This window comes from Novosphingobium resinovorum, assembly GCF_001742225.1.
GTDB classification, from domain to species: Bacteria; Pseudomonadota; Alphaproteobacteria; order Sphingomonadales; family Sphingomonadaceae; genus Novosphingobium; species Novosphingobium resinovorum_A.
The window spans coordinates 381,247-395,534 of the sequence record NZ_CP017076.1 but is presented as its reverse complement, the minus strand read 5'-3'; the positions used below and the strand labels follow the sequence as shown (position 1 = coordinate 395,534).

The following is a 14,288-nucleotide window of genomic DNA, read 5'->3' as shown; positions in this document are numbered from 1 at the left end:
GCAACAGCCCCCGACGAAGCCGCGGCGAGGCTTCGTTAACGATAAGCTAGTGGATTTTACGGATTTTCGTAGCCGTTCAAGCAGCGATGGCAAAAAAATGACCCGGTGGCCGATAAGGCCCCGGGTCAGGCTGAAAGGCGGATAAGTTCCGTCCTTCGGGTCGCCTCGGTCGGATACCCCGATGGAGCCGAAAGGCAACGGAACAATTTCGTAGTATTTCAGAGTCCTTGGCCACGTATCTTCAGGTCGGGTCGATGACGGTGCCCTTGCCCGGGAAGATGCGCCGCTCGATGCGTGCGTGGACGCCCAGCGTGCCGTCCACCACTTGCGTCACGCCGAAATCGGCCGCCACGCTCATCAGCGAATAGGCGTCCTCCTTGCTCAGCCCCTGCTGTTCGTGGAGCAGGTGGAGCATGTCCATCGAACAGTTCTTCATCGCCTGGTCGAGATCCTCGCCGAAGCCGTGGACGATCCAGTTCTCGGGCGTCTCCAGCAATGGAGATGGGAAGGAAAAGTCCTTGCGCAGGATGATCTGGAACAGGCAGTCGAGCGACGCCTCGATCGCGGTGCCACTGATTTCGCCGTCACCCTGGCTGACGTGGGGGTCGCCGATCGAGAACAGCCCGCCCTTGACCTGGCACTTGTAGAACATCGTCGAGCCCGCGCCGATGCGCCAGTTGTCGATGTTGCCGCCATGCAGCCCCGGCGGGATGGTCGAGACCGGCGCATCCACCGCCGGCGCCACGCCCGCCGTGCCCAGATGCGGACGGGCGGGGATGGTGATGCCGGGCAGCGCCGGGTGCCGGTCGCACACCGGGCAGTTGGTGATGGTGCCGGGGACGAGGTATTCGCCCGGGAAATCGTAGGCATAAAGGGCGTGGGCGGTGTTCGCGCTGGGGTCCAGCTCGTAGATCGTCACCCGCTCCTTCCTGCCGAACTCCTCATACAGATGCCCCCAGTTCGCCGCGAGGTTGGAGCCGTAGTTGTTGCGCGGCGTCATCTGCAGATAGCGCACCTCGATCATGTCGCCCGGCTCGGCGTCCTCGATGTAGATCGGGCCTGTCATGATGTGGACGCCGGGCGCGCGGCTGGCGGGATCGACCTCGCGGAAGATGCGCTCCACGCCTTCGTCGAACATCAGTTCGGGCGCATCGCCTGCATGGTGCGTGATCGCCTCGGCCTGCACCAGATCGCCACTTTTGATCCTGAGCGCCGGCTTGATCTCGGGCGAGAAGTAGCCCCAGTGGATCGTCTCCGGCGTGGCCTTGAGATGCCAGATCGCCGAGGGCCGCGTGTCCGCCTTCGCCGATGTCAGAGTGGTGACCGAAGCCATGCAGTGTCCTTTGTAGAGTGGAGGATCGACCGCTTCACTCTCTCCCGAGGGACGAAAAGGGTCTTGGCCGTCAGCGCACTGGTAGTTGGCAGCGCGGTGAACTGCGGGGGCTGCGAGAGGCCGCGCCTGCCCCTTCGACAAGCTCAGGGTGAGCGGGGTTGGGGGTAAGCCTCCCGACTCCGCTCCGGGAGAGTGAATTCGGAGGAAACCTCCAATTCCGCTCAGGCTGAGCCTGTCGAAGCCCCCGCGCCACACGCCCGCCCACCTCGCGTCAACAAACCGGACGCTTGCCGCCAAGAGCCGCGCGCGCATCTGGCGCAGACCGTGAGGCACACGAGAAGGAAGCCCAAACCCCATGCCCAACACGCTCATCTTCGTAGACCTGCCCGCCGACGATCCGGCCGCCGCCGGGCGCTTCTACGCCGAAGTCTTCGGCTGGCGCGACGATCATAAGCCCGAGGGCGTCTATCACCGCATGGTGCCGGGCGGCATGTTCCCCAATCCCGACGGCACCGACAGCCAGATCGGCAACCTGCATGTCGGCATCTTCGACCCCGCCAACGCCCGCCCGCACCCGGACGCCGAAGGCATCGCCCCGCGCGAAATCGCCAAGGAGGGCCGGAAACCGCGCATCTGGGTGCTCATCAGCGACGACGACACCCCCGAACGCATCCTTTCCGCCGCCGAGGAGCGCGGTGCCACGGTGCTGTGGCGCAACCACTTCTGGGGTACTTTCAACGGCCTCAACCACTGCTTCCGCGATCCCTGGGGCAACGAGATCCTGCTCTGGGGCAAGGCCGGAGATCCTCCCAGGATTCCAGACGATTACACCCACGAGTAAGCCTTTCTCGCAAATGCAATATTGCCTTCGCAGGTGCCGCATGCACAAATGCACCTGACGGCACTCAACGGCACCTAGCGTACCCATAACAGCACTCAGGATGGTCACCATGCCCGCGCCAACCATGACGGACGACTTCATCGAATCCCTCTCCGCCTCGGCCGTGAACCTCGAGGACGCGGTCACGCTGCCGCCCTCGTGCTACACCTCTCAAGACTTCTACGAATTCGAGAAGGACGCGCTCTATTACGCCGAGTGGCAGTGCGTCGGGCGCGAGGACTGGATCCCGAAGCCGGGCGATTACTTCACCACCCGCACCATCAACGAGCCGATCATCGTCTCGCGCACCCTCGAAGGGCAGGTGCGGGCGATGTCGGCGGTGTGCCAGCACCGCGCGATGCTGGTGGCCGAGGGCAGCGGCAACGCACGCGGGTTCCTGTGTCCCTACCACCACTGGAGCTACTCGCTCGACGGCACGCTGGTGGCGGCCCCGGCGATGAACAAGACCTGCAATTTCGACCGCAAGGCGAACAGCCTGCCGCGCTTCGCGGTCGAGATCTGGAACGGCTTCGTCTTCATCAACTTCGACGAGAACGCCGCGCCCCTCGCCCCCCGCCTGATCGGGGTGGCCGAGGCGATCGCGGGCTACGACCTCGCCTCTGCCGAGGGTCCGAAGCCCGATGAGGGCGCCAGGCTCCCGTGGAACTGGAAGGTGATGTTCGAGAACAACAACGACGGTTACCACGCCAGCCGTCTCCACGCCGGGCCGCTGCATGACTTCGTGCCGTCCGGCAAGGCCGAGTTCCCGCATTCCGAACCCGAGGACGCCGGGTTCCTGCGCTTCAACGGCACGCTCCACCCCGACGCCAGCTTCAACGCCACGCAGCGCGCGGTGCTGCCGATCTTCCCGGGCCTTTCGGATGAAATGCGCAACCGGATGACCTTCGCCAACGTGCCGCCCTCGCTCAGCCTCATCATGATGAGCGACATGGTGATCTACCTGATCCTGCGGCCCGACGGCCCGGAATCGCTGGAAATGGACACCGGCCTGCTGTTCGCCCCCGGCGCGATGAAGGACCCTACGTTCGACCACAAGCTCGACATGAACATGCGCGCCACCGCACACATCATCGCGCAGGATTTCCACGTCGACGAACTGGTGCAGAAGGGCCTGCGCTCGCGCTTCGCCCCGCGCGGCCGCTATTCGTGGCAGGAAGGTGCGCAGGGCCAGTTCAACAAGTGGCTGGTCCACCGTTACCGCGCTGCACACAAGCGTCTGGCGGGATTGGAAACAGTGAGTTAGGCTGCCCCCTACAGGGTTACACAACAAGGATAATTCCGGCATGACCGGCGTGCGCTTGACCACCAATGCTTATCCCCACGACCAGCGATTGCAGGCGTGGCGTTTCGCATTGCAGCGCGTGTCGCTGGAACTGGAATCCGAGAACGAGGACATCTACGGAGACCTCGTCAGCTTCACCAGCGGGCAGAAGATCCAGTTCGTCCGCTGCACCGGCACCGCGCAGGCGATGACCCTCGACTTCCGGCAGGAGGCGCGCTGTTTCTGGCTCGTCCTCCTGCTCGAAGGGCGCATTGCCGCCAGCAGCGGAGACCGCGAAGTGGAAATCGGCGAGGGCGACATGGTCTACGGCGGCGGCGACACCCGCTGCCGCATCGCCATGGAAGGCGATTTCCGCCTGCTCATCGTCAAGGTGCCGCACAGCCTGCCCGCGCTCAAATCCCGCTCGCAGCTGCCGACCGAGATCAGCGACCTCATCGCCGACACCGCCGTGGGTCGCATGATGTCGAGCCTGCTGCGCACCGTGGCCGACACCATCCTCGACATATCAGACGACCAGATCCGCCCGGTCGAACTGGCCCTGCCCGAGATGATCGCCGCCACCCTGCTCGACCGCGCGCCCGCCAAGCAATTGGGCGGCGCGGCGGGCGGGCGCGCGGCGATCCTGGAGCGGGTGTTCCAGTCGATCGAGATGCGGCTGTCCGACCCCAACCTCAACACCCACCAGATCGCCGCCGAGCACAACATCTCGCCGCGCTACCTGCAGAAGCTGTTCGAGAGCCACGGCGAAAGCTTCGGCCATTACGTGAAGCTGCGCAGGCTGGAGCGCTGCCGCCTCGATCTCGGCAGCCCGCTCCATGCGCAGCGCTCGATCTCGGAAATCCTGTTCCAGTGGGGCTTCAACGACAGCGCCTCGTTCTCCCGCGCCTTCCGCGAGCAGTACGGGATGAGCCCGCGCGAGTATCGCAAGTCCCCCGAGATCGCGACGAGCGCGGCCGAAACTCCGCGCCGCGGACGGCCCGAAAAAGCGCGCGACGTGCGCATGGACAACCGCGAGCCGCCCAGCGTCCTCAGCGGACTACCCAGCCTCGACGATGCCGCAAGATCGCGCCGCCACCACTTTCTGCCCGCGCGGCCCGACACTATCCACTGGGGCTATTTCAGCCGCTCGCTGCAACCCGCGCTCGAAGTCCGCTCGGGCGACTACGTCACGATCGAAACGCTGACCCACCACGCCAACGACGATGCCGAGCGCATGATCGAGGGCGATGCGGGCGCCGAGGCGGTGTTCCACTGGACCACCGACGGCAAGGCGGTGGAACGGCGCGGCGCCGGGCCGTTCGACGCCTCGGCCCTGGGTCGCGGCCCCGGCGAGGGTTTCGGCGTCCACATCTGCACCGGGCCGATCGCGGTCGAGGGCGCCCGCCCCGGCGACGTGATCGAGGTCCGCATCCTCGACATGGAGAACCGCCCCAGCCAGAACCCGCTGTTCGCCGGGCGCGCCTTCGGCTCCAACGTCGCGGCCTACTGGGGCTATCACTACAATGACCTCCTGACCGAGCCCAAGCAGCGCGAGGTCGTGACGATCTACGAGATCGACAACGAGCCCGGCGGCGCCACCGCGCAGGCGGTCTACTCCTATCGCTGGACCCCGCAGACCGACCCTTCGGGCGTGGTCCACGAGCGCTACGACTATCCCGGCGTGCCGGTCGATCCCGAGACCATCACCCGCAACTTCGACGTGCTGCGCGACGTGACGATCCCGGTGCGCCCGCACTTCGGCGTGATCGCGCTGGCGCCCGCACATTCGGAACTGATCGATTCGGTGCCGCCCGCCAACTTCGGCGGCAATATCGACAACTGGCGGCTGGGGGCGGGATCGAGCTGCTTCCTGCCGGTGGGGGTGCCGGGCGGGCTGCTGTCGATGGGCGATCCCCATGCCAGCCAGGGCGACAGCGAACTGTGCGGCACCGCCATCGAATGCTCGATGACGGCGGTGATCCAGGTGATACTCCACCCCGCCAAGACCAGCCGCAAGTACATCCGCGACATCGATTATCCGCTGATCGAAACCAAGGACGAATGGGTGATCCTGGGCTTCTCGCACCCGGAATACCTCAAGGAACTGGGCGCGAACGCACAAAGCGAGGTCTACAAGCAATCGTCGATCGATGCCGCGATGCGCGATGCGTTCCGCAAAGCGCGGCGGTTCCTGATGACCTTGCGCGATCTGACCGAGGACGAGGCGATCTCGCTGCTCTCGGTGGGGGTGGATTTCGGGATCAGCCAGGTCGCCAACGGCAACTGGGGCGTGCATGCGGTGATCCGCAAAAGCCTGTTCGCCGCCTGAAGCAGCGACCGTGCGCCCGCATGGGCAGGCGCACGGTCGAGGCGGGGGCGCGCGGCGTCAGCCTTTCGGGGGGACGAGTTCGAGCATCGCCGTGGTCGCCCCGCTGCGGCCGACCCATGCATTGCTGCGGGCAGCATCCTCGCGCAGCCGGGTCATGTTCCTTTGCGCATAACCCTCCGAATTGGCGAAGAGAACGCGCACGATATACTGTTGGTCATGCCCCACCCCGCGCGGCAGCGGGTGAAGCGTGGCGATGCGCTCCACCGCGCGCACCGTTGCGCGGTCGAGGTCGCCGTGACCCGAAGTCTTGTAGAGTTGGACTTGTGAAGGCACGCCGTCTTCGCTGCAATTGAACTTGACGGCGACGATGCCTTCGCTGGCCGGCATCGTGCCCATCGGAGCCGGATACCTGACCTTACGCTCGAATTGTCGGAACACGTTCTCCGACCAGTTCTGGACGCTCGGCGGCGCAATGACGGAAAGCGTATCGGTCGCGGTTTCTGCCCGGCCGCCACTCGGCGCTACGCACAAAGTAAGACCCACGACAGCGGCTGCAACAAACTTCTGCCTGTTCATTGGAGTACCCTCCCAATGCGTCTCACATCGACCTCAGACAAGCAATATATGACGCGCAAGACGCAATTTTACATATTTTCATGAAAAACGACTCGTTTATTGCGCGAACCCTGGATCAATATTAAATCAAAATACGCACGCTGAGAGTCGACCAGATCACATAACGCGAATTAGTGTAGATTACTTTGCCTCGACATTGCTGCATATGCCGAGCGCCAGCATCAAAATCGCCATGGTTTCATGTGCATGCCAAGGGTTTGTCAGAAACGCCCTCATCCGAGATTATTTTGCAGCCACTGCCGTCGTCAGATGCATCCAGGTGTCGAATTGCCCTTGGAGCATCGCGAACTCCCCTTTGGCGTAGCCCAAGGCATCCTCTCCCAGCAGCAACACCAGCGGCGGCTCCGGCGCGGCGATGGCCGTCACAATCGCTTGCGCAATCATCATCGGATCGCTCGGTTCCTCGCCATGATGGCCGGTCAGTACCTGCCGCGCGACGTGCGCAGTCCCGGCATAGTCGGCGATCGAGGGCTCGGCCCCCAGCAGCCGCGAGGCGGCGAACTCGGTGCGCATGCCCCCTGGAGCTACGTTGGTCACCTTGATGCCGAGCGGCCCCACCTCCTGCGCCAGCGTGCGCCCGATGCAGTCGAGCGCGAACTTGCTGGCGCCGTAGATACCGGTGCCGTTCCAGCAGGCCATGCCGCTGATAGACCCGACATTGACGATATGGCCGGACTTTCGCGCCCGCAGGTACGGCAGCGCCGCCTGAATCACTGCCAGCGCCCCCCAGACGTTGACGTCGAACAGCGCCTTCGCGTCATCGATCGGCGTTTCCTCGATGGCCCCGGTATAGCCGAGGCCTGCGTTGTTCACGACCACGTCGAGGCCGCCGGTGCGCTCCTCGGCCGCATCGAACACCGCCTTCACCGCGCCGAGGTCCGTCACGTCGAGGACCATGCCGATGGCCCTCTCCCCCATCGCCTCGAAGGCGGCGACGGCATCGGCGTTGCGCACCGTGCCGACGACGGTATGCCCGGCGTCCAGCGCGGCTTGCGCAATGGCGCGGCCGAGCCCGGTGCTGACGCCGGTGATGAACCAGTTGCTCATGTCGAACTCCCTCACGAATACCCGGCGCACCTAGCGCGAGCAGGCCGACGCATCTATGCCCCTCGCGCCCGATGCCTTGAGCGGCGACAACAGCATGGGCGCAGGGTGACAAGAACCGCGCCGCGCCCCATTCTAGCCTTTGCCGAGAAATCCAGTCAGGGGAGCCCGATGATCCAAAGCCAACCGCGTCCCGAGAGCTTCGGCCTCCCGTCCGACACCGGAGGACGCGACCTCGGCATCTTCATGCCGATGGCGAACGGTGGCTGGATCCTGTCGAAGAACGCGCCCACGCTCGACGGGTCCTACGACTATAACCTCAAGGCCGCGCGGCTGGCCGAGGACATCGGCCTCGATTTCATCATGGCGATGGCTAAGTACCGCGGCTACGGCGGCGAGACGCAGCACTGGAACACGTCGCTGGACTCGCCGATGCTGATGGCGGGGCTGGCGCAGGCGACGAGCCGGGTGAAAGTCTGGGCGACCGTCCACACGATCCTGCAGAACCCCGCCGTCACCGCCAAGATGATCGCCACGCTCGATCAGATCAGCCATGGCCGCGCCGGGCTTAACGTGGTGACCGGCTCCTACAAGGGAGAATTCTCTCAGATGGGCGCCTGGCCCGAGGGCGTCGATCATGACGAACGCTACGTGCTGGCGACCGAGTGGATACGCGGCATCAAGGCGTTGTGGACGCAGGACTCCGTGACGATGGCGGGCAAGCACTTCACCCTCGACGACTGCATGTCGAACCCCAAACCCTCCAGGGCACCGTTCCTCGTCTGCGCGGGCACCTCGAAAGTCGGCATAGAGTTCACCGCCAACGAGATGGACGCGCTGTTCCTGTCCGGCGGCAACGTCGAGGAACTGGCGAAGGCCAGCGCCGACGCCAAGGCGGAGGCGGCCGGGCACGGCGCGAAGATCCGTACGTACTCCATGATGACCGTGGTGTTCGGCGACACCGACGAGGCCGCCGAGGAAACCGCCGCTCGTTTCCGTGCCGGCTTCGACGAGGAAGCTCTCCACGGTATGATGCGTGCCTACGGCTTCCTCGATAGCGAGATCGGCAAGGAGAACGCCTTCACCCAGAAGGCCCGCTCCACTTTCATGACCCCGCATGTGCTGGGCACCCCGGAGACGGTGACGGCGCGCCTGTCGGAGATTTTCGAGAAGACTTCGCTCGACGGGCTGATGCTGATCTTCCCGGATTATCACGCCGCGCTGCCCATATTCGGCGAAAAAGTGCTGCCGACCTTGCGCGAGCGCTTCCCGAGCCGGATGGAACCCGCGCATGGCTGACTTGCCGCACATCGACCCCGCCGGGATGATCGCTCCCGCCCGCACTGCCCTGATCGTGGTGGACGTGCAGGTCGACTTCGCCGCGCCCGAGGGCCTGATCGGTCGCTTCGGCATCGACCTCGCCCCGGCCGAGGCCGCGATCGACCGGATCGAGATGCTCATCGCCGCCGCCCGCGCGGCCGGAGTTACGTTAGCGTTCATGCGCGTGATGACGCGCCCCGAAACCGATTCCGAGGCTCTGAAGACGCTGATGGCCCGGCGCGGCACGCCCGGCGAGGAAGGCATCTGCCGGATCGGCAGCGGCGGCGAGGACTACTATCGCCTGTTCCCCCAGCCGGGCGACATCGAGATATCCAAGCTGGTCTATTCCAGCTTCCACGGCACCGATCTGGAACAGCAACTTCGCGCGCGCGGGATCGACACGTTGGTGATGACGGGCCTCACCACCGAGTGCTGCGTCGATTCCACCACGCGCGACGCCTTTCACCGTGACTTTCATACGTTCGTGGTGTCCGACGCCTGCGCAGCCTACGAACCGGACCTTCACGCCCACGCGCTCAAGGCGCTGGCCGCGAATACCTCGCTGCTGGTGACCACCGACGCGGTCATGGCTGCGTGGAGCGCGTGAACACCCTCTCGACGATGCGGGCCATGGATGCCATCTTGCTCCGCGTGGAGAGAAGTGTCGGCACCGCGCTTGTGTCGATACGCATGATTGTACTCAGCCGGTGGCCGGTGCCGAGAAACACCGCCGCCTCCACCCGCCCCGCCACAGGGATCATACCAGGATGAACACCCGTCTGCTCGTCATGATCGTGCTTCAGGCTTTGTGCCTGATGTACTTCCTGCTCTCGGCGGGGACGTTCAACTCGCTGGGCATGGTGCTGCCCTCGATGGTCGAGGCGTTCGGCATGACCTGGGCGCAGGCGGGCTTCGGCTTCACCCTGCTGGGCACGGCTTGCGGGATCGTCAGCCTCGCCCCCGCGCTGACGATCCGCAAGCTCGGCATCGGGCGCACGCTGGCGGCGGGGACGGTGATCCTGTTCGTGGCCTTCTGGCTGCTCTACACCTCGACCGGCGTGATGGGCTACTATCTGGGCACCACACTGCTCGGCATCGGCTACTGCTTCTGCGGGACCGTGCCTGCCGTGCATATCCTGTCGAGCAGTTTCCGGCGCCGCTCGACGGTGCTGGGGCTCTACTTCACGATCGGCAACCTCGGCGCCGTCGCCGGGCCGCTGCTGTGGTACGGATCGCAGAGCGCCGGGTTCGACTGGCGCTTCTACTGGCTGCTCTTCGCCGTGGCTTCGGTCGTCGTGGGGGGCTTTTGCACCCTCACCGCCGGACGCCTCCACATCGCCGCGCCCGAGGAGCACGTCGCGTCCCCGGGTGCACCGGCCGAGTGGACCGTGCGCCGCGCGCTCGGGACCGTGCAGTTCTGGGTCGTCGTGCTCGCCTATACCGCGTGCCTTGCGATCAACACGACCACGCACGGTTTCGCCTACCAGCACCTGATGGAGCACGGCATCGCGCAGGATCGCGCCTCGCAGCTCATAAGTCTTGCGGCTCTGGTCTGCGCGATCGGATCGGCACTGGCGGGCATCGCGGGTGAGAAGACCAGCGCGCGGACGCTGACGATGTTCTCGCTGGGGTGCCTGGGAGTCTCCGCGGCTACGCTGGCGATGATCGACGGACCGATCTCGCTGATGCTGTGGATGGTGACGTTCGGCGGTGGGCTGGGCTTCAGCTACGTCAGCACCGTCATGCTGCTGCAGTCCTATTTCGGACAACGCGCTTCGCTGGAACTCTATTCGATCATGATGGCGGTATCTACCTCGGCCGCGATCGGCCCGGCGCTGGGCGGCGCGGTGAAGGACCAAACCGGCAGCTTCTCCGGCATCTTCCTCGGCCTTGCGGTGCTGAGTGCGGTACTGTTCTGCGCTGTCGCGATCCTGCGCAAGCCGGGCGAGCGCGGGGTGCAGGCTGTGCAGGTCGTGGCGGCGGAGTAAAGACCCATTTGTCTCGGGGAGGTGGCGCCGCCGAAGGCGGTGGCGGAGGGGGAATTGCGCGAGGTTCTCCCCCCTCCACCACCCGCTGCGCGGGCGGTTCCCCTCCCCGAGCAAGCTCGGGGAGGAATTTTAGGGGATTTCCGACCTCAAGGGCATCGACGGCGCGGCACCCCTGCGCCCTACCGAGAGCGACGCCGCAGCGTTAGCCAGTCGCAGCGCCGCTTCCAGACCCACGCCCTGATCGATGCAGGCGGCGAGCACGCCGCAGAAGCAATCCCCGGCGCCGCTGGTATCGACCACCCGCTCGGCCGGAACCGCAGGCACGAACGTCGCACTCTCCACCCCGATCGCCGCTGATCCCAGCGCGCCGAGCGTCACCACAACAGTCTGATCCGGCCGCGCCAAGAGGCGGCGTGCCACGAGCAGATCGTCGAGCGTCTCCGGCTCGCGGTCCAGCGCGAGATAGTCGGCGAACTCGGTCTGGTTGAAGATCATCATGTCCGCCATGCCGAACAGCCGCGCGCCCGCCGGGATGGCCGGAGCGGCGTTGACGATCCTGCGGACATGCGCGGCCGCATCGCTGGCGAACAGCGCGGCAATGGCATCGATATCGGTTTCCAGCTGGACGAGCAGCACCCGCGTCACCGCGTCGATCGCACCGAGCGCCACCTCGGCGCGTGCCAGGAGGTTGGCCCCGGCCTCGACCGCGATCATGTTGTCGCCGCCGGGTTCGATCAGGATCGTGGCGCGACCGCTGCCCTGCCCTGCCAGCACCTCGACATGCGCGGTATCGACGCCATCACCGCCAAGCGCCTCCAGCAGCAGGCGCCCCGCCGCATCGTCGCCGACAGCCCCCGCCATACGGGTGACCGATCCGAACCGCGCCGAGGCCACCGCCTGGTTGAGTCCCTTGCCGCCGATCGCCTGCGCGCTGTCCTCTACCAGCAGGGTCTGCCCCCAGGCGGCCTTCGCCGGCAGGCGCAGCGCTATGTCGAGATTGAGGGAACCGAAGACGGTGACGCTCATGCTGACTCCCGGATCGGCTCCCTCGCCCAATCTATCAGAACTTGTACCCGACCGAGAAGAGTGCTTGGCGCGGCGGGATGTAGGTGTCCGAGATCTGCCCGCTGCCGTAAGGATCGGTGAAGCGCGAGTTGATGCCGTTCGTGTCGAACAGGTTGGTCACCGTGGCCGAGACGCTGAAGCCGGTATCGGCGAAGGCGTAGCTGGCGAACAGGTTCACCTGCGAGTAGTCGGGTGTATCGTCCTGCCCCGGCGTGTTGAATACGCGCGACTGGAACTTGCCGCGATAGATGTACTGCGCGCGGGCGGTGAATTCGCCGGGGCCGATATCGCCGGTCCACGAGAGCGCCGCCGATCCCTGTACCGAGGGCATCTTGGGGATCTTGTTGCCGTTGATGTTCTCGCGCGCTGCCTCGCGGACATAGACCGCATTGCCGAAATTGGCGAAGAAGCCGCCGACGCCGCCATAGCCCGCCGCGACCTGTGCCGCGTCGGCAGCCGTGGCGTTGAGGGCCAGATAGTCCTCGGTGAACTTGCCGTGCAGCAGCGACAGCGAGCCCTCGAACCTCAGGTGCTGCGTGGCGTGCCAGTCCATCTCCAGTTCGGCGCCGTAGACTTCCGCCTTCGGGGCATTGCTGATGCCCTCACCGAACAGCACCGCGTCCTCCTCGAGGAACTGCAGGTCCTTGTAGAAGTAGTAGAACGCCGAGGCATTGATCTGCAGCGTATCGCCGAAGAAGCGGTTCTTGGAACCGATCTCGATCGAGTCCAAAGTCTCGGGCTTGTAGGTCGGCTTCACGCCGGTCTCCATGCCGAAGATGGTGTAGGAGCTGTTCCCGCTCGCCGCCGCGCTGTTGATGCCGCCCGGCTTGAAGCCGCGCGTGTAGCTGGCGTAGACCATGTTGCTGGGGGTCAACTGGTAGTCCAGCGCGAACTTGCCGGTCAGGCGTCCGGTGCTGGTGCCGAGGGTCGGCGCAGGCTGGAGATAGGCCCCTGAAGTCTGCCCGCTGGTACCGCCGGACATGCTGTCGCTGACGCCGCTGTACTTGTCGTGGTTGTAGCGGATGCCCGCCGTCACCGTCAGCGCGTTCGTCAGTTCGAGACTGCCTTGCGCATACCCGGCATAGGCCTCGCGGGTGATGGCCGAGAGTTCGGCATAAGTGATCGCTTTGACCAGCGGATCGCTGAACAGCGTGCCCGTGGCCAGCGGCGGGTTAAGCCCGTCGCCCTTGTTGTCGCGATATTCGTTGATGTAGTTCTTGTTCTTCGAGCGCAGGTAGACCCCGCCGACGATCCAGCGGAATGGCCCCTCGTTGTCCGAGGCGATGTTGTATTCCTGCGTCCAAGAGGCGGTGTTCTGCTGCCAGGTGGCGATGTGGTCGTAGTTGTAGAAGCCACCGCTGGCCTGCAGGAACAGTGCCGGGTTCAGCCCGTCGCCGTCCCATGACAGGTCGCTGTGCAGCTTCTGGTAGCCGGTGATCGAGCTGAACGTTGCGCCGCCCAGGTCGAACTTGACCACGCCGTAATAGAGCTGGGTGCGGATATAGGTCTTGCCCGGGAAATCCTGCGTCAGTTCGCGCGGGTCGGGATTGGGATCGAGCACGTTTTTCTGCGCGGTCGCGTTCTGGTCGCCCTTGTACTGGATGGTTGAGAGCAGCACCGAGACGCGGTCGGTCGGGGTCCACTTGACGGCCAGCTTGCCGCCCCATTCATCGGCATCGTCGAGTTCATAGCCGGGCTGCCCGGCGACATCCGTGGCCTTGGCATAGCCGTCATGGCGCAGGCGCTGCCCGGCGGCACGGATCGCCAGCGTATCGGTGATCGGCACGTTGATGGCCGCATCGGCCTTGAGCATGTTGTAGTTGCCGTAGCCAAAGTTCGCCGAGCCGGACAGCGCCGAGGCGTCGGGCTGCTTCGACACCACGTTGATGGTGCCGCCGGTCGATCCCTGCCCGTACATCGTGCCCTGCGGACCGCGCAGCACTTCGACTTGCGCGACGTCGATGAAGGCAGCGTTCGCGGCGATCGAATTGAAGATGTAGACGCCGTCGACGTGGAACGAGACACCCGGCTGGGTCGAGGGGTTCTCCGGCGTCTCCGAACCGATGCCGCGGATCGAGATCATCCGCTCGCCGCCGCCGCTCTTGGCGACGACGAGGCCCGGCACGCTGCCGTTGAGGCCGGTGACTTCGGTGATGTTCGCCTTGTTCAGCGTATCGTCGGTGACCGCCGTGACCGAAAGCGACGCCTTCTGGAGAGTGACGTTGGTGCGCTCCGCCGAGACGACGATCTCGCCGATCGGACCGCCGCCGCCCTCAGCCGCCGCCGCTGCGGTATCGGCGGCCGCGTCCGCCGCTTCGGCCCGTGCCGAAGCCGGACAAGTCGCTGCCAGCAATGCGAGGACGGAGACGCCGGTGGCGCCCATGAATCGAGCAGTCGTGGTCACAATAACC

11 protein-coding genes are annotated in these 14,288 nt (G+C 65.3%); 6 read left to right on the top strand and 5 right to left on the bottom strand.

Annotation, left to right across the window (positions count from 1 at the left end):
• Positions 1–241: 241 nt before the first annotated feature.
• Positions 242–1,333 carry an acetamidase/formamidase family protein gene (locus BES08_RS19410; RefSeq protein WP_008832384.1) on the bottom strand — a complete coding sequence of 364 codons (1,092 nt, stop codon included), beginning with the start codon at positions 1,331–1,333 and terminating at the stop codon, positions 242–244.
• Positions 1,334–1,688: 355 nt separating this feature from the next.
• Between BES08_RS19410 and BES08_RS19405 the strand changes: the two genes are divergently transcribed.
• The 3 genes from BES08_RS19405 to BES08_RS19395 all read left to right on the top strand — a co-directional run bounded on the left by BES08_RS19405 (position 1,689) and on the right by BES08_RS19395 (position 5,824).
• A complete protein-coding gene (locus tag BES08_RS19405; protein ID WP_008832383.1) occupies positions 1,689–2,174 on the top strand; it encodes a VOC family protein in 486 nt (161 codons plus the stop codon).
• Positions 2,175–2,283: 109 nt separating this feature from the next.
• A complete protein-coding gene (locus BES08_RS19400) occupies positions 2,284–3,477 on the top strand; it encodes an aromatic ring-hydroxylating oxygenase subunit alpha (RefSeq protein WP_008832382.1) in 1,194 nt (397 codons plus the stop codon).
• A 40-nt stretch (positions 3,478–3,517) separates the two neighbouring features.
• Positions 3,518–5,824 carry an acetamidase/formamidase family protein gene (locus tag BES08_RS19395; RefSeq protein ID WP_008832381.1) on the top strand — a complete coding sequence of 769 codons (2,307 nt, stop codon included), beginning with the start codon at positions 3,518–3,520 and terminating at the stop codon, positions 5,822–5,824.
• Between the two features lie 57 nt (positions 5,825–5,881).
• On the opposite strand, the gene BES08_RS19390 is transcribed toward BES08_RS19395, so the two are convergent.
• Both BES08_RS19390 and BES08_RS19385 read right to left on the bottom strand, forming a co-directional pair.
• Complete coding sequence (locus tag BES08_RS19390; protein ID WP_081798960.1) at positions 5,882–6,400, bottom strand: energy transducer TonB family protein; 519 nt, start codon at positions 6,398–6,400, stop codon at positions 5,882–5,884.
• A gap of 282 nt (positions 6,401–6,682) precedes the next feature.
• Entirely contained in the window at positions 6,683–7,507 is an 825-nt protein-coding gene (locus tag BES08_RS19385; RefSeq protein WP_008832379.1) for an oxidoreductase, read from the bottom strand.
• A gap of 168 nt (positions 7,508–7,675) precedes the next feature.
• On the opposite strand from BES08_RS19385, the gene BES08_RS19380 reads away from it, so the two are divergent.
• From BES08_RS19380 to BES08_RS19370, 3 genes are all read left to right on the top strand, one after another.
• Positions 7,676–8,803 (top strand): LLM class flavin-dependent oxidoreductase, encoded by a 1,128-nt coding sequence (locus tag BES08_RS19380; RefSeq protein WP_008832378.1) that lies wholly within the window; start codon positions 7,676–7,678, stop codon positions 8,801–8,803.
• Positions 8,796–9,431, top strand: coding sequence for a cysteine hydrolase family protein (locus BES08_RS19375; protein ID WP_008832377.1), 636 nt, complete (start codon positions 8,796–8,798; stop codon positions 9,429–9,431). Before BES08_RS19380 ends, BES08_RS19375 begins: the two co-directional genes overlap by 8 nt.
• 160 nt (positions 9,432–9,591) lie before the next feature.
• Positions 9,592–10,812, top strand: coding sequence for an MFS transporter (locus BES08_RS19370; RefSeq protein WP_008832376.1), 1,221 nt, complete (start codon positions 9,592–9,594; stop codon positions 10,810–10,812).
• A gap of 129 nt (positions 10,813–10,941) precedes the next feature.
• Here BES08_RS19370 and BES08_RS19365 read toward each other — a convergent pair whose 3' ends face one another.
• The gene (locus BES08_RS19365) at positions 10,942–11,838 is read right to left on the bottom strand and encodes a ribokinase (RefSeq protein ID WP_008832375.1); all 897 of its coding nucleotides are present in this window, start codon (positions 11,836–11,838) and stop codon (positions 10,942–10,944) included.
• Positions 11,839–11,872: 34 nt separating this feature from the next.
• A complete protein-coding gene (locus BES08_RS19360) occupies positions 11,873–14,281 on the bottom strand; it encodes a TonB-dependent receptor (protein WP_231958287.1) in 2,409 nt (802 codons plus the stop codon).
• Between the last annotated feature and the right edge of the window lie 7 nt (positions 14,282–14,288).

Coding starts and splice junctions, on each gene's coding strand:
- BES08_RS19370 (WP_008832376.1), top strand. CDS start 9,592: ATGAACACCCGTCTGCTCGTCATGATCGTGCTTCAGGCTTTGTGCCTG.
- BES08_RS19395 (WP_008832381.1), top strand. CDS start 3,518: ATGACCGGCGTGCGCTTGACCACCAATGCTTATCCCCACGACCAGCGA.
- BES08_RS19410 (WP_008832384.1), bottom strand. CDS start 1,333: ATGGCTTCGGTCACCACTCTGACATCGGCGAAGGCGGACACGCGGCCC.
- BES08_RS19385 (WP_008832379.1), bottom strand. CDS start 7,507: ATGAGCAACTGGTTCATCACCGGCGTCAGCACCGGGCTCGGCCGCGCC.
- BES08_RS19380 (WP_008832378.1), top strand. CDS start 7,676: ATGATCCAAAGCCAACCGCGTCCCGAGAGCTTCGGCCTCCCGTCCGAC.
- BES08_RS19390 (WP_081798960.1), bottom strand. CDS start 6,400: ATGAACAGGCAGAAGTTTGTTGCAGCCGCTGTCGTGGGTCTTACTTTG.
- BES08_RS19375 (WP_008832377.1), top strand. CDS start 8,796: ATGGCTGACTTGCCGCACATCGACCCCGCCGGGATGATCGCTCCCGCC.
- BES08_RS19400 (WP_008832382.1), top strand. CDS start 2,284: ATGCCCGCGCCAACCATGACGGACGACTTCATCGAATCCCTCTCCGCC.
- BES08_RS19365 (WP_008832375.1), bottom strand. CDS start 11,838: ATGAGCGTCACCGTCTTCGGTTCCCTCAATCTCGACATAGCGCTGCGC.
- BES08_RS19405 (WP_008832383.1), top strand. CDS start 1,689: ATGCCCAACACGCTCATCTTCGTAGACCTGCCCGCCGACGATCCGGCC.